This window comes from Streptomyces rectiverticillatus, assembly GCF_013394065.1.
Taxonomy (GTDB): Bacteria; Actinomycetota; Actinomycetes; order Streptomycetales; family Streptomycetaceae; genus Streptomyces; species Streptomyces rectiverticillatus.
This window is the reverse complement of the sequence record NZ_CP040752.1, coordinates 340,250-359,045: the sequence shown is the minus strand read 5'-3', so window position 1 is coordinate 359,045 and position 18,796 is coordinate 340,250. Positions and strand designations below refer to the sequence as shown.

The following is an 18,796-nucleotide window of genomic DNA, read 5'->3' as shown; positions in this document are numbered from 1 at the left end:
TTTTTCCCTGACGATCCGACAGCTTGACGCTGAAATGGCGATCGCAACGCTACTCTGAAGATCAATCAGATTGTCATGGTTTATCGGTTTTGGAATGTCGCCTACCTGGAACGTGGACAGGCCGTCGACGCGTGGGCGGCACGCGTCGCCCGCGGAGGGGGGAGTGAGGCTTACAGCATCGAATTGGAGGTGTGTTGTGTCCGGACTACGCAGCAACGGCATCAGACGGTTGCTTCGCCCTACGGCTCTGACGGTCGCCCTGCTCACTACCTTGACGTCGCCGGTCCCACTGGCGGAAGCCGCCGGTACGGCGGAGCCGGTGGTACGGCCATCCGCGCACGCGCGCGGATTCAAGCATCCGGGGGTGCTGGTGAGTAAGGGCCAGCTCAACCGCCTCCGCAAACGAGTCAAGGCCGGCGGTCAGTGGCGGTCGTCGTTCGCCGCCATGCGCCACAGCCGGTACGGGTCGCTCCACTACACCGCGAGGCCCGAGCGGGTCGTGGAGTGCCCGCCGGACGACCGGCCCGGATACGGGTGCGTCGAGGAACGGGAAGACGCGATCGCCGCGTACACGCACGCGCTCCTGTGGTACGTCACCCGGAACCGTGCGCACGCCCGCAAGGCCGTGCAGATCATGGACGCCTGGTCCGCCGTGGTCAGGGACCACACCGAAGGCAATGCCGGGTTGCAGGCGGCATGGGCCGGCAGCTCCTGGGCGCGGGCTGCGGAGATCATGCGGCACACCCACGGCGGTTGGCCGCGCCACCGGGTGCGGCGGTTCGCCGGCATGCTCCGCACGGTCTACCTCCGCGAGGTGACGGCCCCCGTACCGGACTACAACGGGAACTGGGACCTGGTCATGACCGACGCCGCCATGGGGATCTCGGTGTTCCTCGACGACCGGCGCGGATTCAACAGGGCCGTGCGCAGGTTCCGTGCCCGTGTCCCGGCCTACTTCTACCTCAGGTCCGACGGCCCCCTGCCCAAGCGCCCGCCGGGCGGCCACATCAGAACCCCCGACGGGACCAGGGAGTACTGGTTCGGGCAGCGCAGGTTCGTCAACGGCCTCGGCCAGGAGACCTGCCGGAACTTCACCCACATCGGCTACTCCCTCGCCGCCACCGCCCACATCGCGGAGACCGCCTGGCACCAGGGCCTCGACCTCTACGGCGAGGTCGGCAAACGGATGCGGGCAGCGCTCACCCTCCACGCCCGGTACCAATTGGGCGCCCATGCGCCGCACTGGCTGTGCGGCGGGCATCTGGACCGCGCCATGGGGCCGGACACCGAGGTGGCTCTCAACCACTTCCGCACCCGGCGGCACATCCCGATGCCTCAGGCCGAGCGGGCCGCCCAGCGACTGCGGAAGGTGGGAACGGACGACCTTTTCGTCGCCTGGGAAGCCCTGACCCACGCGAAGAACCGCTGAGCGGGCAGTGCACACGCGATGCGTGCACGTGTGCTCGCGCGTTACCGTCGGTGAATGCGCATACCGCCGCCGTCGGGGCGCCGGTGGCGACCTGGGCGGTCGGCCCCGGACCACGGCGGCGGGTGCTGACCGCGGCCGTGGTCCTGGCGAGCCCGGCGACGGTGGGTTCAGGCCGCGGGTGCCGGGTCAGGTGACGGGGGGAGTGGAGGCGAAGACCTCCAGCCGCCCGTCGGCCGACCGCGCCGACACCGCGCGGCCCGACTCCCGGGGTCGATACCGCGGATGTCGGTGGACGTGCCCAGCCGAACCCGCAGGTGGAGGTGGGGGCCACTGGACTGGCCTTCGCTGCCCGTGAGCGCGATGCGCCGGCCTGCCGATACCTGTTGAGTTCCGTCCAACCGGCGTGTTGTGCACGCGAGTTGGCGGCATACGGTCTACGTTTGGCGTGTCATGCACATGGCATCGACGCGGCGGGGGTCGCGGGTCGTCGTACGCTTCCGGGCCCCTCCGGCGGTGCCGCACCGCAAGGAGGACACCGTCTCGTGAGGCGACCACTCGTCACCGTCATCAGCGCCCTGGGCCTCAGTGTGCTGCTGACCGTACCGGCCGGAGCGGCGACCGCCGCGCCCCCGCCGGACACCACGGACTTCACCATCGTGACCGAGCAACCGGCCCCGGACCCCGGGGAAACACCGTCGTTCGGCCTCGACGACCGCCGGGCCCACCAGGGCCTGCCGAAGGAGAGCGCGCAGGACATAGAGGAGCGCATGACCGCTTCCCGCACCCTGCAAACACTAAAGAAGGAAGGAAAGACGCCGAGCTCCCTCGCCGAGCGCAAAGGCCCCGACGGGCGCTCCGAGGCCCCCGCACTCCGGCGCACCGACCCCAACATCAACGTCTGCATGGAGAACAAGAAGACGTACCGGACCTACGGCTGGACCATCGACCACTTCTTCCACTGCCAGGGCACCACCCAGACCCTGTACAAGCAGAAGTGCCGCTGGCTGATCGGGTGTTACCCGATCGGCTCCTTCAAGTTCCGCGCCACCACCATCGGCGAGGGCTACGAAGGGCAGCGCCGGATCTACTACGGCACGCTCCTCGACGAGATCGACGTCAAGGGCGACGTCTCCGGGCTGAAGCTCCGCCACAGCATCGCCTGCGCGAACCTCAGCGGCTCGCCCCGCTGCACCTCCGAGCCGGGCAACGGGCGTACCGACACCCTCACCGAGTGGATGCGCGACAGCACCGGCTCGTACCACTGGTTCAACTCGGCGCACGCGGGCGACGGCCCGGACAAGCGGGCGTACTACAACATCACCCAGCGCTTCACCGGCATCCAGGGCGGGCGGCACAAGTCCGTGACCACCGGCCGCGGTGGCTTCCGCTGCGACTCGGCGTCCTACATACCGGGGCGGAGCAGCGCGTGCGTCTTCGACGTCGTCGTCCCGGTGATGAGCAGCATCGGCATCCGGGACCGCGAGGTGCGGCAGACCGCGCGCAACATCCGTGACGCGCAGTTCCGGCCGGAGCGCACCAAGCCGGTGTACCGGGCGAAGGAGGTGCCCGGAGCTCCGTCCAGCGGTCAGGCGCTGACCCGCAACTACTACGACAAGGCCATGCAGAAGCGCAGCGGCGACCGGGTCCGTGCCACCTGTGAGCGTTACTGGCCGGGGTACGCCTCCCGCGGCCTGCAGTGCGACGAGTACCCCTTCGCGTCGACGTACCAGAGCGCGGGCGCCCAGCCGGCCCATCAGGACTACGCGGCCAAGGCCATTCCGGCGGAGGACAACAGGAAGGGCGGGGAACGGATCGCCGAGTTCTACAAACTCGACCGTATTCTCGACTCCGACGCGTTCTACGTCCACATCCGCAGCTGACCGCTGGAGGTGAGCCGGTGACGGCCACACCCCCGCCCGCCGAACTCCTCGGCGCGCGGACCGCCGAGCCCTGCGTCTCGTACTTCACCTTCTTCCTGCGCGGCCTGGAGGACGGCGCCGATCCGCAGGCGGCCGTCAGCACCGCCCCCGGACGCTGGACGGTGCTCGCCGGGCCGGGCGGCGTGCTCTTCCGGTGCGCCACCACCGACTTCCACCCGCATGTGCGGCTGGAGAGCTGGTCCGGTGAACCGCCGGCGCCGCGGGGCAGCTGGGACACCCTGGACACGGTGGAGTTCGAGCTGTCCCGGCACGGGAAGGTGCAGCTCAACGAGTGGGACGGCTATCCGTCGGGCGAGCCGGTCGACCTCGGCGGTCCGGGCGTCTACCGGCTGCGCGCGGCGAGCCTGGGCCGCGTCGCGGCACGGGAGCGGCACGCGGCCGGCGAGATGTTCTTCCACGGCACGGAGGAGTGGCTGATCCAGCTCTGGCCGCGCTGAGCCGCGGCCCCGGGCAAGGCGGCCCGCCCCGGGCGCAGCGGCCGGGGCGGGCCGCCGCGCACCGGATGACGTGGCCGCCGCCGGGCCCCGTGTCAGGCCGCCAGTACCTCCGGGTTGGCGCAGTGGGCCAGGGGCTTGCCGTCGAGGAAGCGGGAGACTTCCGCGGCGACGATCCGGGCTGCCTTGTGGGCGACCTGCCGGCTGCCGCCCGCGATGTGCGGGGTGAGCACCACGCCCGGAGTGGACAGCAGCCGGGCGCCGGCCGGCACCGGTTCGGCGGGGAAGACGTCGAACCCGGCGCCGGCCAGGTGACCGGAGTCCAGGGCGTCGCAGACGGCGTCGTAGTCGATCAGGGCGCCACGCGCGCAGTTGACGAGGACGGAGCCGCGCGGCATCGCCGCGAGCTGCGCGCGGCCGATCATGCCCCGGGTCTCGTCCGTCACGCGCGCGTGCAGGGAGACGATGCGGGAGCGGCGCAGCAGCTCCTCCAGGGTGACCTGCTCGGCCAGGCCGGCGAGTGCTTCCGCCGGCACGTACGGGTCGTGCACGAGGACGCGCGCGCCCATGGCGACCAGCACGCGGGCCACGCGGGAGCCGATCGCTCCGAAGCCGACCAGCCCGACGACGCAGCCCTCTATCTCGATGCCGCAGGCGTCGTAGTCGTAGTAGTCGCCGCGCCACGTGCCCCGCTTGAGGTCGGTGTGGACGTCGCCGAGGCCCCGGGCTGCGGCGAGCAGCAGGGCGAGGGTGTGCTCGGCGGTGGCGGTGGCGTTGCGGCCGGGCGCGTAGCTGACGGCGACGCCGTGGCGGGTGGCGGCGGCCAGGTTGGCGTTGACCGGGCCGCCCCGGCTTATGCAGAACAGCTCCAGATCGGGGCAGGCCCGCAGAACCCGTTCCGTCAGCGGCGCCAGCTGGGTGACGCACACCCGCGCCCCGCGCAGCGCCTCGATCAGCGCGTCCTCCGTACCCGATGCCTCGTCGACCTCGGCGACCGGTCCGAACGGGGCGTGCGGCCAGGGCAGGGTCAGCTCGCGGACGTCGAGCGGGGTCTCGGGCGCGGCGGCGCGGAGTTCCTCGGTCAGCAGGCGGGGGAGGACGAAGTGGTCGCCCGCGGCAAGGACGGTGGTGGTCACGGTGGTGCTCCAGAGGGGATCGGACAGGGGGCGGACGAAGGGTCAGGCACGGGTGGGGGCGCCGGCGGTGACCGGTGCGTTGAGACGCAGCAGGGACGCCCGCCCCTCGCGCAGCCGCAGCTCGGTCAGGGCTCCGTTCTCCAGGGCCGGGAAGACGACGCGGTAGCGGGAGAGGGGGATGCCGAGCAGCGCGCACAGGGCGAGACGCAGCAGGGTGGAGTGCGCCACGACGAGGACGCGGCCGCCGGGGAGGTCGCGCGCGGTTTCCGTCAGGCAGGCGACGGCCCGGGCGGCTGCTGCCGCCGGATCCTCGCCGCCGGGCAGATGATGGGCCACCGGGTCGTCGAGGAAGGCGGCCAGCTCCCCGGGGAACGCCTCGGCCATCTCCGCACGCGTGAGCCCCTCGCCCCGCCCGAAGCCGACCTCGGTCAGCCGCTCGTCGACGTGCAGGGGCAGCTCCAGCGCGGCCGCCGCAGGCCGGGCGGTGAGCCGGGCCCGGGACAGCGGCGAGCACATCACGGCGTCCAGCTCCTGCCCGGCCGCCCAGGCGCCGAGCGCCTCGCCCTGTCGGTGTCCGCGTTCGGTGAGGGCCACGTCGCTGCGGCCCGCGTAGCGGTTCTCGGCGTGCCACTCGGTCTCGCCGTGGCGTACGAGGAGGAAGTCGGTCACTGCTCGGCCTTTCTGCGGGCGTGCGCCGCCACGGCCGGCTCCAGCCAGCCGCGTCGGGTCAGTTCGTCGACGAAGTCGAGGTAGCGGGGAAGGAGGCGGGCGGTGCGCGCCGGGTCGTGGCGCAGCTCGGTGCGCACCCGGACCATGGCGGCCGCCGCGTCCTCCAGCGTGGCGCCCGAGGCGGTCGCGGCGAGTACCGCCATGCCGGTGGCGCTCCCGGATCGCTCGGGCAGCCGGACGGTGCGGCCCAGGAGGTCGGCGCGCAGCTGCGACCAGTAGGGGTTGCGGGCGCCGCCGCCGGTGAGGGTGACGGGGCCGTCGACTGGGGCGCCGAGGTGGTCCAGATAGTCGTAGCAGAGCCGTTCGACGCAGGCCACGCCGAGGAGGCAGGCGTGGAAGTGCTCGGCTTCGCCGGCGGGCCGGCCGAGGACGAAGGGGCTCGCTTCCGGGGCGCGGAAGGGGAAGCGTTCCCCGCCGGCGCCGGTCAGCGGGTAGGCCACGGCCGTCGAACCGGAGGCGGCGGCTTGCCGGGTGAGGGCGTCGAGGTCGGCCCCGGGGAAGTGCCGGGCGATCACCCCGGCGCCGCTGCCGGACGCCCCGCCGGGCAGCCACGTGCCGCCCGGGCCCCGGTGGCAGTAGACGACGCCCGCCGGGTCCCGCACCAGGCGGGTGCTCACGCCCTTGACGACGAGCGTGGTGCCCAGGACGGAGTTCCAGGCGCCCGCTGCGAGCGCCCCCGCGCCGATCTGCGCGGCGCAGCCGTCCGTCATCCCCGCGACGACCGGGGTGCCGGCGGGGATGCCGGTGGCGCGCGCCGCGTCGGCGCACACGGTGCCGAGGACGGTGCCGGGGCGTACGACCTCGGGCAGCAGCCGGTGCGGGACGCCCAGCGCGGACAGTTCCGCCTCCGGCCAGCGTTCCTCGACGAGGTCGTAGCCGGTCTTCAGGGCGTGGCCGGCGTCTGCCGCGGTCTGACGTCCGGTCAGCCGCCAGGTGATCAGGTCCGCCTGGTGCAGCAGCCGGGCCCCGGTGGGCAGCGGCCCCCGGTCCAGCAGCCACAGGAGCTTCGGCAGCGCCCAGGACGGCTGCATGGAGCGGTAGCCGGACCTTTCCCACACCGCGGCGCCGGTGGTGTTGACGCGCTCGGTGCAGGCGTGGGCGCGCCCGTCGTCGTACATCAGGCCGGGGGTGAGCGGCGTGCCTCGGCTGTCGGCCAGCAGGATGGTGCCGGAGGTGGCGTCGACGGCCAGGCCGCGCACCCGTTCGGGGGCGATGCCGGCGAGGGCCTCGCGGCAGGCCCCGGCGAGGGCCGCCCACCACTGCTCGGGGTCCTGCTCGTGGCGTACGTCCTCGCGCCTGCTGGTCAGCGGCCGGGAGGCGGCGCCGATCGTCCGGCCGGTGCCGTCCACGGCGACGGCCCGGGCGCTCTGGGTGCCGAGGTCGAGGCCGAGGTGGACGGCGCCGGGGTCGACGAGGGGGGACGGGACGGCGGAGGGGGCGTGCTGCGGATGCTGGTGATCAGGCATGGGCGGCATCTCCTCTGGGTGCGGGTACCGGCATCGGGGCCGGCGCGTGCGCGGGAGCGGCGGCGGACGACCAGCCGAGCGAGCGGGCGGCGTCGCGCCAAGTGAGGAACGAGGAGTAGAGCTCGTCGTAGAAGGCGCTCCGTTCCGGGTCGGGCTCCCAGCCGGCGTGCATCCGGACGTACTTCGCCGCCGCGTCGCGCATGCTCGGCTCCGCTCCGGTGAGCACCAGGCCGGTCAGGAACGCGCCCTTGGCGCCGAGTTCGGTGTCGGTGCTGCGGGCCGTGGGCACCCCGGTGACGTCGGCGATCAGCCGGCACCAGGCGTCGCTGGCCGATCCGCCGCCGCACAGGCGCAGTTCGCGGACCTCGGTGCGGGAGGCGCACAGGCAGTCGCGCACCACGAGGGACAGGCCCTCGAAGACGGCGCGGGCCAGGTGGGCGGGGGTGTGCTCCAGCGACAGGCCCCAGAAGGTGCCGCGGGCGCGCGGGTCGAGGAAGGGGGCGCGTTCCCCGGCGGGGGAGAGGTACGGCAGGAAAGTGAGCCCCCCGGCGCCCGGACCCGGACCCTGACCCGGTCCCAGTCCCCCTCCGGTGCCGAACGCCAGCTCCCCCAGGGCCGCGGGCCCCTCGACGCCGAGGGTCCGGGCCGCCCAGTCCAGGACCTCCGTGCCCGACAAGGTGGGGAACGCGCGCAGGACGCGCTCGCGGCCCCCGTAGGCGATGTTGATCCCGCAGGGCTCACCCGTGGTGTCGAGGTGCCGGGTGACGACCTCGGTGCACAAGGTGGTGCCGAGGATGCCGCAGGCCTGGCCGGGGTCGACCACGCCGGCGCCACGGGCGGTCGCGGCGATGTCGTAGGGGGCCATGACCACGGGCAGCCCGGCGGGTAGGCCCAGTTCGCCGGCGGTGCGCGTGGTGATTTCTGCGATGCGCTCGTCCTCGCCGAGGACGCGGGGCAGGAGGCGGCGGGCCCGGGCGAGGCCGAACAGCTCCAGGATCCGCGGGTCGTAGTCACCGGTGGCGTGGTCGAGGAAGGGCGCGGACGCGTCGGACTCGTCGATCGCGGCGACGCCGGTGAGCTTGAGGAACAGCCAGCCGGCCGCCGTCAGGGCCGTCACGGAGCGCTCCAGCCGCCCCGGGTCGTGCTCCGCGAGCCAGCTGATCACCGCGTTGGGCATGCCGCCGCACGTGAGGGAGCCGTTGCGCCGGTACGCCTCCTCCAGGACGCCCTCGGCCTCCCAGCGCCGCAGCAGGTCGCCGGCGCGGCCGTCGGACCACAGGACTGCGGGCCCGGTGGGGCGGCCCCGGCCGTCGACCAGCCAGCAGCCGTCGCCCTGCGCGGTGAGGCTCACGAGCCGCACGGAGCCGGCGTCCGGGCCGAGCCGGGACAAGGCGCCGCGCACGGTGCGGACCACGCCGTCCCACACCGCGTCCATGTCCTGCTCCGCCCAGCCGGGGCGAGGACGCAGCACCTCGGTGGCGATGCGTGAGACCGCGATCTCCCGCCCCTGGTCGTCGAAGACGACCGACTTGATCACCGACGTGCCGACGTCGATGGTGAGAACCGACATGACTTCGAGTACCTGCCTCTTCGCAGTGGCCGCGTCACCAGGGACGACGGCCGGTTCGCGGACGTAGCGAAACCTGCCGCCGGGCAGGGCGTCAATCAGCCGCGATCCATTTCCCGCGCCGCGGGACGCGCGCGATGTGAGGTCCTTCCCGGGACCGTTACGGGCGGGGCCGGGCGACATCACACCGTGTTAGGTTCATGTGAGATTCACATGACGGTGACAGTGGCGGTGGCGGTGACGTGACTCCCCGGTGCGGGGGTGGTGCACCGGGAGGAGGAGCGGCGGCGTGACGCGCGGGGACGGTCAGGAGGAACGGCGCCGGCAGCTGCGCGACCTGGTGACGGCCAAAGGGTTCGTGCGGACGTCCGCGCTGGCCGAGGAGTTCGGCGTCAGCGTGATGACCGTGCACCGCGATCTCGACGCACTGCAGGCCCAGGGGTGGCTGCGCAAGGTGCGCGGCGGCGCGAGCTGCCTGCCGTCGGCGCAGTTCCACGGCAGCGTCGGCGAACGCATGACGTCGATGACACGGACCAAGCAGCGGCTGGCGCGTGCCGCGGCCGACCTCCTGGCACCGGGCCGGGTCGTGATGATCGACGACTCCACGACGTGCCTGGGCCTGACCGGGCACGTGGCCGGACGCACACCGCTGACCGTCATCACCAACGCGCTGCCGGTCGTCTCCGCGCTGGCCGGGGAACCGGGGATCTCACTGATTGCGCTCGGCGGCACCTACTTCCCGGCCTACGACGCCTTCATGGGCCTGCACGCCGCGCAGAGCACGCAGGCGTACCGCGCCGACGTGCTGTTCATGTCGACGACCGCCGTCACCGGTGGCCGCTGCTACCACATGTCGCCGGAAACAGTGCAGGTCAAGCAGGCGATGATGGCGTCCGCGACCCGGCGCGTGCTGCTCGTCGACCACACCAAGTTCGCCAACCAGGGCCTGTACGCCCTGGCCCCCCTCACCGACTTCGACCTGGTCCTGGTGGACGACGCCGCCCCCGTCTCCGAGGTGCGGCGGCTGCGCGAGCAGGGCGTCGAGGTCCGCGTCGTCCCCGGTCGGTGACGCCGCCGAGGTGTGTGACCCGTGTGAACTTCACGCACACTTCACGTGCCGGAGCGGGCTCAAGGCCCCTGCTGCCTGCGCCTGCCCGCCCCGGACGCATCGAAGTCTTCAACTCGCCGTCGATCCGGGGGTAGAGTCCCTTTGGAGGGGGCCTGGGGCTGCATTCGTGTCCTGACATGGAGCGCCCTCGTCTTATGCCCGCGCGCGGAACTTCCTTGGACTCGCAGTCTTTTGTGAATGCGCCTTTCCGCGTTTCAGTGTTTCTGCCGAACGAGTGGAAACGGTCTCCGCGGGCCAGTCACCAATCCCTGAGTATGCCGCCACGAGCAGACGGAGGGCAGAGATGAGTGGTCAGCCCGGAAGCAAGCAGCGTGATCCCGCCGACCCGGTTGCGCCGCCGAATATTCTCACCGACCCGCACGCCGGTTACGCGCATCTGCGGGAGCAAGCGGCGGCCTGCCCCATGCGCTCGCTGGACGGGTCGTTGATGTGGGTCGTCGGACGTCACGAGGGTGTGCGGTCGGTGCTCACCGATCCGCGGTTCGCCAACGACCCGGCCTCGGTCCCCGGCGGCAGCGCGCCGCGTATGCAGGTCAACGCGATGCGGAAACTCGGGCTCGCCGAGGACCTCATCCCGTACCTCGCGGACACCCTCCTCGACAGCGACGGGGAGAGCCACAGCAGGTTGCGCCGTCTGGTGTCGCCCGCATTCACCGCGCGCCGCATGCTCGCCCTGCGCCCGCGCATCGAGCGGCTCACGGACGAGCTCCTGGACGCGATGGCGGCCCACGCCGAGGACGGCGTCGCCGACTTCCTGAGCCTGTTCGCCTACCCCCTGCCGATCACGGTGATCTGCGAACTCGTCGGGGTGCCGAGCGCCGACCGCCCCGCGTGGCTGCGCTGGACCCACGCGCTCTCGTTCGACCAGGAGCATTTGGACGAGACGATCGGCCCCCTGGTGGAGTACACGCACGCACTGGTCGACCGCCGCCGGTCCCGGCCGGCGGACGACCTGATCAGCGAACTGATCCGGGCGCGGGACGGCGACCGTCTCACCGACCGGGAGCTGGTCACGATGGTGCTCAGCCTCGTCATAGCCGGCCACGACACCACGGCCAACTTCATCGCCAACAGCGTCTGGGCGCTGCTCACCCACCCCGACCAGCTGGCCCTGATCCGCGCCGAACCGGAGCTGATGCCTCAGGCGGTGCAGGAACTGCTGCGCTGGTGCGGACCCGTCCTGGTGTCGCGGATGCGGTACGTCACGCAGGACGCCGACCTCGGCTGGGCGGCCTTCCAGGCCGGGGACGCGGTGATGGCCGCGCTGAGCGGCGCCAACCAGGACCCGCGCGAGTTCGCGGAGGCCGACCGGCTGGACGTCACCCGGCAGCACGAGAACCGCGGGGAGGCGCACGTCTCGTTCGGCGCCGGACCGCACTACTGCCTCGGCGCCGCGCTGGCGCGCCACGAGGCCGAGATCGCACTGAACCGGCTGTTCGCCCGCTGGCCCGGCCTGTCCCTGGCCGTGCGCCCCGAGGAGCTGAACTGGCAGCCCGTGTCCGGGATGCGGAAGCTCGAACGGCTGCCGCTGCGGCTGGACTGGGGCCCGGTGGCGTGACTCCGCCTGACCGTCTGGCTGGCTGCCTGACCGCCTGACCGCCTGACCGCCTGACCACGTGACTGCCGGTGGGTTCCACGCACCGCTCGCCCGGGCCGTAGGACCGGCCCCGGGCGAGCGGTGCCGATCAGCGCAGGGAGCGGTCAGCGCAGGGAGCGGTCAGGTTCGCCCGGCGCGCAGTCCGCCGTGACGGCCCGGCAGATCGCGGCCGGGTCCTCGTGCGGGAAGAAGTGGCCGCCGTCGAAGACGCGCACCCGGGCTTCCGGGGCCCACCGCCGCCACCCTTCGAGGGACTGGACCGGGACGTCGCGGTCCGCCGTGGCGCCGTACACCGAGACCGGCGTCGCCAGTGGGCGCGTGAAGTCCGGTGCGTAGCGCTCGATCAGGTCCAGGTCGGCGCGGAGCGCGGCCAGGAGGCGGGGGCCGAACTCGGCGTCGGTCAGGATGCGTTCGTCCGTGCCCCCGAGCCGCCGGACGTAGGCGGCCATGCGCGCGTCGGACGCCTGCAGCACATCGGGCGGGAAGGTCCGCGGCGTGCCGGGAGGCGTGCTCGCGCACAGCACCGCGCGTTCCGGGAGCGGGCCGGGGGAGCTCTCCAGTTGCCGTACCGCCTCCGCGACGATCAGCGCGCCGAGGCTGTGGCCCAGCAGTATCCAGGGCCCCTGCAGTTCCCTCGCCGCGGCCGCGAGGGAGGCGGCGCGGGCCTCGATGCTGGAGCGGTGCTCCGACCCGTCCCGGCGTTCCCAGTGCACGGCCAGCACCGCTGTTCCGCGCGGGCCGAATACCCGGTGCCAGGCGTGGAAGGCCGCGGCGCTGCCGCCCGCGTGAGGCACGCAGATCAGCGTCCGGTCCGGGCGGCCCATCCGGCCCATCCGGCGCATCCCGTCCGTCCCGTCCGTCCGGCCCCGATCCCCGCCCAGCGTGACGAGCTCCGCCCGCTCGACGCTCATCGGCCCGGCTCCGCGCGGCCGGACCGGCGGGCGTAGACCTCGTACATCTCGGTGTCGCGCAGGCCGGGGTCCTGCCGTACCTGCGGCGCGAGGCCCACGTCCTCCAGCAGCTCGCACAGTTGCGCGAGCCGGCCGCTCTCGTCGTGGACCTCCGCTACGACGGCGCCGATGCGCGGCCAGTCGGCGGCGTCGACACCGCGCAGGACGTCGAGTTCCGCGCGTTCGACGTCCACCTTGAGCAGGGCCACGGACCGGAGGCCGTGCTCTCGCATGAGTTCGGAGACGGTGGTGACCGGGACCTCGATCGTGCAGCCGTCGTGCAGCCCGTCCGTCATCATCTCGACGGACTCCTCGTCGAGTCCGCTGCGGCGCAGGAACGTCCTGGTGAGGGCGTCGTCGGCGGCTCGGTCGGCGTAGAAGCCGGAGTTGCCGGGCGCCGCCGGGTAGTAGGTGAAGTCCTGGACGCCGGGCGCGGTCCCCACAGCCGTCCGCACCGGCGTCGCGCCCGGGACATGGCGGGTGAGGTTGTCCTGGAGGCACGCGAAGACGTCCGGTACCGGTTCCGCAGCGACGATCCGGAGCGTGTGCTGCACGTCCGCGAACGCGATCGATACCAGCCCGACGTTGGCGCCGACGTCGAGCACCGTGTCGTGGGGACGTAGCTGCCGTGCGGCGAGTCCGTACAGGCCGTCGCCCGTGGCCTCCCGCCAGATCAGCAGCGCCTCGGCGGGACTGGTGCACGACACCCGCCGGCCGTCCGGGAGGCGCACCTCCTGCCGTGGTGCGAGAGGTACGGCGGGTGCGGCCCGCTTCTCGCTCATGCCGCCTCGGCGACGAGTCGTACGGGCAGTGCCTCGTAACCCCGGATCAGGATCGAGCGCGTCCGCCGAGGCGGACCGGTCAGCTCGGCGCTGCGCACCCGCCGCAGCAACTCCTCGAACAGCACGGTGAGTTCCCGGGTGGCGAGCGCTGCGCCGAGGCAGTAGTGGGCTCCGGCCGCGAAGGCGAGATGCGGGTTGGGCCGCCGGGTGACGTCGAACCGGTCGGGGTCCGGGAACACGACGGGGTCGCGGTTGCCCGCCGCCAGCCACAGCGCCACCTGGTCGCCGGGGGCCAGCGTGTGGCCGGCGAGCTCGACCCGGGCGGTGGCGGTCCGCAGCACGTGCATCGCAGGGCTGGTGAATCGCAGGATCTCCTGCACCGCGCCCGGCAGCAGCTCCGGGTCCGCGCGCAGCGACGCCCACTGCTGTGGATTCCGCACCAGGGCCAGGAGACCGCCGGCGCCGGCGTGCCGTGTGGTCTCGTTGCCGCCCGACACGATCCCGTCGCAGTTCAGGAAGATCTCTTCGTCGGTGAGGGGGACGCCGTCGACCGTGCCGTGTGCCAGCGCGGTGATGATGTCCTCTCGTGGTTCGCATCGGCGGCGGTCCAGCAGGTCCGCGTAGTACGACAGGATGTCGGCGTGTGCCCGGGCCGGTGCGAGCGGGTCGGTGCCGGTGCCCTCTCCCGAGCCGAAGGCCACCATGGTGCGGTCGAGCATGAAGTCCCGGTCGTGCGGGGGCACTCCGAGCATGTCGCAGATCACCGAGAGCGGCAGCCTGGCCGCGACCCGCGTGAAGTCGCACTCGCCGGCCTCCAGCGCTTCGTCCAGCACGCCGGTGACCGTCTCGCGCATGGTGTGCTCCAGCCGGGCCACCATGCGCGGGGTGAAGGCGCCGTTGACGATGCGCCGGATCTCGCCGTGCCGGGGCGGATCGGTGATGATCAGCATCTTGCCCGAGGCCGCCGCCGTCGCGGCGGGGTTCTGGTCCAGCCGCATGCCCTGCTGGGAGGTGAAGTTCCGCGGATCCTTGAGGACTTGGGAGATTCCGGCGTGCGACAGGACGGCGTGGAACCGGCGGCCGTCGTACTCGCCCTCGTGCACGGGTCCGGACTGCTGCATCCGCTGCCAGAGTTCCTCGGGGCGTCCCTGGGCGTAGAGGTCCGGGTCGCAGAGTTCCAGCGAGCAGGGCGCGGTGACCGGTCGAGCGCGTGGCATACCTGCGGCTCCTAGGGTGGGGGAGACCTCCCGATCATGCCTGCGACCCGCCGTGGGCAGAACCCCAGAACCGTTCCGCGGGGCGCACGGCCTGCGATTCCGGGGTCGCCGGCCGGAAAATCTGGGGGTACGGCATCGCCGCCGCCGGGGGTCCGGGCGGCGGTGCGGGCGCCTCGGCGGGACCGCGGCGCCTCGGCGCGTCGGCTCGATTCGGTCGTTCTTCGGTCGTCCGCCCGCTGTGGAGACCGGCGTCGCAGCGCTTAGGCTAGTGTTCGATCTTCGACCGTGTCATCCAACTTCAACTTGAACAAAGCCTTACATGGCAGGCTTTGAGCGTGGGTGAGAAATGCACGCCGTCCCGTCGGGCACCTCAATCGTTTTCCAGGAGTGAACCTTCTCGGCCAGGCAATTTGGGGGAATCGCCAACCGTGATAATCAACGCATCGGACGGGCCGCGGGCCGGACTTCTCGAACGGCAGGCGGAAATATCCGAGATCGAGCGAAAGCTCGACGACCTGAGTGACGGAATCGGCGGGATTCTCGCGGTCGAAGGCGCTGCGGGGACCGGCAAGTCCAGCCTGCTGCACCTCCTGCAGACCAAAGCGGTCGACAAGAAATTCCTGGTCCTCCACGCCAGGGGCAATGAATTCGAGGCGTCGTTCGCCCTGGGGGCGGTTGCGCAACTGGTCGAATCGGCGGACGACGACACCCCGGCCGGTGGCCCGCCCGCCGGGGTGCACGGCTCCCGCATCGCGCACCTGCTGCACGGCGAGGTGCCGGACGAGGCACACGCGGCGGGGTGGCACTCGCTGCTGCACGAACTGCACCGCGTCCTCCTCGACCTCGCCGGTGACCGGCGCCTCGTGATCGTCGTCGACGACGCGCAGTGGGCCGATCTGCCGTCGCTGCGCTTCCTCAGCTACCTCGCCGCCCGCGTCGGGGGAAGCCACATCGTGCTGGCCGTCGCCGTGGAGCCCTGCGGCCCCGGCCCGGCCGCCGACCTGCTGGGCGCCGTGGTCACCTCCTTCGAGTCGACCGTGCTCCGGCCCGCGCCGCTCAGCCTGCGCGCCCTCGAACAGGCCGTCGCGGAGACCCTCGGCGGACCCGATCCCGCCACGCTCGCCGAGTCGCTCTTCGAGGCCACCAACGGCAACCCGATGCTGGTCAGGGCCGTACTCGACGAGGCGGCCACCGGACCTGGCAGCCCTGCCGGGTCCGGCAGCCCTGCCGGTTCCGGGCGCCCTGCGGGAACCGGCCTGGACCGGCTCTCCGAGCACGTACCCCGCAGCCTCGTGCGATGGGCCGTCCGCAAGCTGCGCAGCCTCCCGGAACCCTCGTTCGAACTGGCCCAGACGGTCGCACTGCTGGGATCCGTGACGGAACCACGGATCGTGGAAGACATCGCCCGTCTCAGCCCGGCCGGTGCCGAGAAGGCCCTCGCCGCGCTGATCGACGCGGAGATCCTGATCGACGGCCCGGTGCTGCGCTTCGCCCAGCCGCTTCTCCGCACGGCCGTCCAGCACAGCACACCGCTGCTCACCCGCGGCCGGCTGCACGCCCGCGCGGCACGCGCCCTGGCCGCCGCCGGGGCGCCGCCGGAACAGGTCGCCGGGCACCTGCTGAAAGCGCCGCCCCAGGGCGACCGGCGGACGGTCCGAAGCCTCCTGGACGCCGCCGCGGCGGCCACCGGGCGCTGCGAGCCGGACGCCGTCCGCTACCTGCGGCGTGCCCTGCGCGAGCCGCCGGCCGGCCACGACCTGCCGGCGGTCCTGAGCCGGCTCGGCGCCGCCGAACTGTCGGTCGACCACGAGGAGGCCGCCGTACACCTCCGGGAAGCACTGGAGCACACCTCCGACCCGGACGCCCGGGGCGCCGTCGCGCGGGACCTGGCCTGGGCGCTCGCACTGGGCTCCCGGTTCGAGGAAGCCGTCACCGTGCTGGCCGACACGATCGTCGAACTGGAGGAGGAGGACGCCGTCGCGCACCTGGACGACGCGCTGTCCTGCATCGCCAGGCTGTCGCCGGGGGCCCGTGATCTGCGCCGGGTCCACCTGACCAGGATCCGGCGGCACCTGGACCGGATCCGGGAGCGGGCGACCGGGCCGAGCACCGACGGATTCGTCGGGGACGCCCTCCTCGACCTGTTGCGGAACGGAACGAACGCCATGCAGGTCGCGGACCTCGCCGCGGACACGCTGCGCCGGGCGGAGCCGGCGGCCGGGCACGGCGCCGGCTGGGGCGCGGCACTCACCGCGACCTGGTCCCTGGTGGTCTGCGACCGCCTGCCGGAAGCCCGCCGCGCCGCACGGACCCTGGGCGAGGAATCGCGGCGCCGGGGCGTGAACCTCTTCCATCTCGACCAGTGCCTCCAGGCCTACGTCGAGTTGCAGCTCGGCCAGGTGTCCGCCGCCGCCGAGCTCGCCGCCGGCGCCCTGGAGGCGAGCGAGTCGGAGGGCGGCCCGAGCGTCGTCCAGCCGGTCGCGGCGGCCGCGCTGGTCGAGGCGCTGATCGAACGGGGTGACCTGGAACCGGCGGGTGCAGCGCTGTCGGCTCGCGAACTCCTCGACGTCGAGGGCGACACCTTCGCCCACCTCTTCCTCCTGCGCGCCCGGGGGAGGCTGCGGCTCGAACTCGGACACCCCGGTGAAGGGCTGGCGGACCTGGTGAAAGGCCGACGGCTCGACGCGGAACTCGGCCTGGCGACGGGGCCGGTCGGCGCCTGGGCCCCGGTGATCACAGCCCTCCACGGCAGCGGACGGGTCAAGGACGCGCGCGAACTCGGCGAGGAGGAACTCGCCCGGGCCTACGCGTTCGGAGCCGCCCGCCCCCTGGCCGTCATCCTGCGGACGCTCGCCCCGACGGTGGCCGCGGACCGCGGCCTGCGGCTGCTGGAGGAGGCCGTCGACGTGCTGGACGGCTCGTCGGCACTCCTCGAACGGGCCCACACCCTCTACACGTACGGCAGCGTGCTGCGCCGGGCGGGCAAGCCCTCTGCGGCACGTGAGCAGCTCCATCTGGCCGCCGAACTGGCCGGTGACTGCCAGGCGTACGCACTGCACCGCCGGGCCTTCGAGGAGCTGCGGTCCCTCGACGCCCCGGCCCGGGGAGCGGGCCGCCGCAAGAGGTCCCCCTCCGCCCTGACGCCCGCCGAACGGCGGGTGGCGGACCTGGCCGCCCGGGGCCTGAGCAACCGGGACATCGCGCAGACGCTGTTCGTGACCGTCAAGACCGTGGAATGGCACCTCACGCAGGCATACCGGAAGCTGCGCGTCACCTCCCGGGAGAGCCTCCCCAAGGCACTCGACGCCCCGACCCCAGAGGGGAGTTGAGGACGCGGAACACTGGGGATCGCCCTGGGGTCCGCGTCCCTTGTGCCGGCGTCGCGGGCGGCGTGACGATCTCTGTTGTCCGTGCGGGCCCGCCCACCGAAAGCCGCCGAAGCCGCCGACCAGACCAGCCACTCCGCCACCAGCTGCTCTGCCACCTGTCACCCCGCCACCTGTCACCCCGTCACCAGCCGCCCGCCACCGAGACCCGTCCCCGCATCGGCATACGGAGGGACCCCCCATGGCCCTGACCCAGGACGACCTCGACCGCTACCGGCGGGACGGCTTCGTGGTGCAGGAGGACCTGTTCACCGCCGACGAGGTGGACCTGCTCTGCGACGCGCTGACGGAGGACGCCCGGACACCAGGCCCCCAGGTCGTCACCGAGAGCGACGGCCGCACGCTGCGCGCCCTCTACGCCTCGCACCTGCGCCACCCCGTGTTCCGCCGGCTGGCCCGGACCGAGCGCCTCCTCGGCCCGGCCCGGCAGATCGCCGGTGACGATCTGTACGTCCACCAGATGAAGGTCAACGTCAAGCAGTCGTTCGCCGGAGAGCGATGGGCCTGGCACCAGGACTACATCGTGTGGCGGGACGCCGACGGCATGCCCGCCCCGTCACAGGTGAACGTCGCGCTGCTGCTGGACGACTGCACGGAGTTCAACGGCCCGGTCATCTTCCTGCGCGGCTCGCACACCCTGGGCACCCTGGAGCGCGATCGCGTAGCCGCCGGGGACGGCACGGGCCACATCGACCCGGACCGCTACGCCCTGTCTCCCCGCGAGCTCTCCGACGTCGTGGAGTGGCACGAGATGGTCGCCCCCAAGGCCGGCCGGGGCAGCGTCCTGTTCTTCAGCCCGCAGATGGTCCACGGCTCCAACACCAACGTCTCACCGCGCCCCCGCCGTCTGCTGATCCTCACCTACAACCCGGTCCCGCAGGCCCCGCGCCCGGCCGGCGAGCCACGCCCCGAGTACCTCGTGGGTCGCGCGCGCACCGCCCTGGAGATCGACCGGGGCCTGCTCAAGCACGCCTGACCCCGCCGGAACACCCTTCCCCTACGGGAGCCCCTTCCCTTACCGGAACACCTTCCCT

14 protein-coding genes are annotated in these 18,796 nt (G+C 72.7%); 7 read left to right on the top strand and 7 right to left on the bottom strand.

The window, feature by feature from the left end; genetic code table 11:
* Window positions 1–229 precede the first annotated feature (229 nt).
* From FGW37_RS01380 to FGW37_RS01370, 3 genes are all read left to right on the top strand, one after another.
* On the top strand, window positions 230–1,429 hold the full coding sequence (locus tag FGW37_RS01380) for an alginate lyase family protein (RefSeq protein ID WP_425506628.1): 1,200 nt from the start codon (window positions 230–232) through the stop codon (window positions 1,427–1,429).
* A gap of 542 nt (window positions 1,430–1,971) precedes the next feature.
* Window positions 1,972–3,309: a NucA/NucB deoxyribonuclease domain-containing protein gene (locus FGW37_RS01375; RefSeq protein WP_179079349.1), complete on the top strand. Its 1,338-nt coding sequence runs from the start codon at window positions 1,972–1,974 to the stop codon at window positions 3,307–3,309.
* A 17-nt stretch (window positions 3,310–3,326) separates the two neighbouring features.
* On the top strand, window positions 3,327–3,806 hold the full coding sequence (locus FGW37_RS01370) for a hypothetical protein (RefSeq protein ID WP_179079348.1): 480 nt from the start codon (window positions 3,327–3,329) through the stop codon (window positions 3,804–3,806).
* A gap of 92 nt (window positions 3,807–3,898) precedes the next feature.
* Here the strand turns inward: FGW37_RS01370 and FGW37_RS01365 are convergent, their stop codons facing one another.
* From FGW37_RS01365 to FGW37_RS01350, 4 genes are read right to left on the bottom strand one after another with little or no spacing between them, the layout of a single operon-like run.
* A complete protein-coding gene (locus FGW37_RS01365) occupies window positions 3,899–4,939 on the bottom strand; it encodes a 2-hydroxyacid dehydrogenase (RefSeq protein ID WP_179079347.1) in 1,041 nt (346 codons plus the stop codon).
* Between the two features lie 42 nt (window positions 4,940–4,981).
* A complete protein-coding gene (locus FGW37_RS01360; protein WP_179079346.1) occupies window positions 4,982–5,608 on the bottom strand; it encodes a histidine phosphatase family protein in 627 nt (208 codons plus the stop codon).
* Complete coding sequence (locus FGW37_RS01355; RefSeq protein ID WP_179079345.1) at window positions 5,605–7,134, bottom strand: FGGY-family carbohydrate kinase; 1,530 nt, start codon at window positions 7,132–7,134, stop codon at window positions 5,605–5,607. Before FGW37_RS01355 ends, FGW37_RS01360 begins: the two co-directional genes overlap by 4 nt.
* The gene (locus tag FGW37_RS01350) at window positions 7,127–8,704 is read right to left on the bottom strand and encodes an FGGY-family carbohydrate kinase (RefSeq protein ID WP_179079344.1); all 1,578 of its coding nucleotides are present in this window, start codon (window positions 8,702–8,704) and stop codon (window positions 7,127–7,129) included. The genes FGW37_RS01355 and FGW37_RS01350 overlap by 8 nt, the downstream gene beginning before the upstream one ends.
* Window positions 8,705–8,990: 286 nt before the next feature.
* Between FGW37_RS01350 and FGW37_RS01345 the strand changes: the two genes are divergently transcribed.
* Window positions 8,991–9,770, top strand: coding sequence for a DeoR/GlpR family DNA-binding transcription regulator (locus tag FGW37_RS01345; protein WP_179079343.1), 780 nt, complete (start codon window positions 8,991–8,993; stop codon window positions 9,768–9,770).
* A 343-nt stretch (window positions 9,771–10,113) separates the two neighbouring features.
* On the top strand, window positions 10,114–11,388 hold the full coding sequence (locus FGW37_RS01340) for a cytochrome P450 family protein (RefSeq protein ID WP_179079342.1): 1,275 nt from the start codon (window positions 10,114–10,116) through the stop codon (window positions 11,386–11,388).
* Window positions 11,389–11,531: 143 nt separating this feature from the next.
* Here the strand turns inward: FGW37_RS01340 and FGW37_RS01335 are convergent, their stop codons facing one another.
* From FGW37_RS01335 to FGW37_RS01325, 3 genes are read right to left on the bottom strand one after another with little or no spacing between them, the layout of a single operon-like run.
* Window positions 11,532–12,338: a thioesterase II family protein gene (locus tag FGW37_RS01335; protein WP_179079341.1), complete on the bottom strand. Its 807-nt coding sequence runs from the start codon at window positions 12,336–12,338 to the stop codon at window positions 11,532–11,534.
* Entirely contained in the window at window positions 12,335–13,159 is an 825-nt protein-coding gene (locus FGW37_RS01330) for an FkbM family methyltransferase (protein WP_179079340.1), read from the bottom strand. Before FGW37_RS01330 ends, FGW37_RS01335 begins: the two co-directional genes overlap by 4 nt.
* Window positions 13,156–14,376 carry a cytochrome P450 gene (locus FGW37_RS01325; RefSeq protein WP_179079339.1) on the bottom strand — a complete coding sequence of 407 codons (1,221 nt, stop codon included), beginning with the start codon at window positions 14,374–14,376 and terminating at the stop codon, window positions 13,156–13,158. Before FGW37_RS01325 ends, FGW37_RS01330 begins: the two co-directional genes overlap by 4 nt.
* Window positions 14,377–14,804: 428 nt before the next feature.
* Here FGW37_RS01325 and FGW37_RS01320 point away from each other — a divergent pair, with 428 nt between their 5' ends.
* Both FGW37_RS01320 and FGW37_RS01315 read left to right on the top strand, forming a co-directional pair.
* The gene (locus FGW37_RS01320; RefSeq protein ID WP_179079338.1) at window positions 14,805–17,705 is read left to right on the top strand and encodes a helix-turn-helix transcriptional regulator; all 2,901 of its coding nucleotides are present in this window, start codon (window positions 14,805–14,807) and stop codon (window positions 17,703–17,705) included.
* A 238-nt stretch (window positions 17,706–17,943) separates the two neighbouring features.
* Window positions 17,944–18,738 carry a phytanoyl-CoA dioxygenase family protein gene (locus tag FGW37_RS01315; protein ID WP_179079337.1) on the top strand — a complete coding sequence of 265 codons (795 nt, stop codon included), beginning with the start codon at window positions 17,944–17,946 and terminating at the stop codon, window positions 18,736–18,738.
* The last annotated feature ends 58 nt before the right edge of the window (window positions 18,739–18,796 follow it).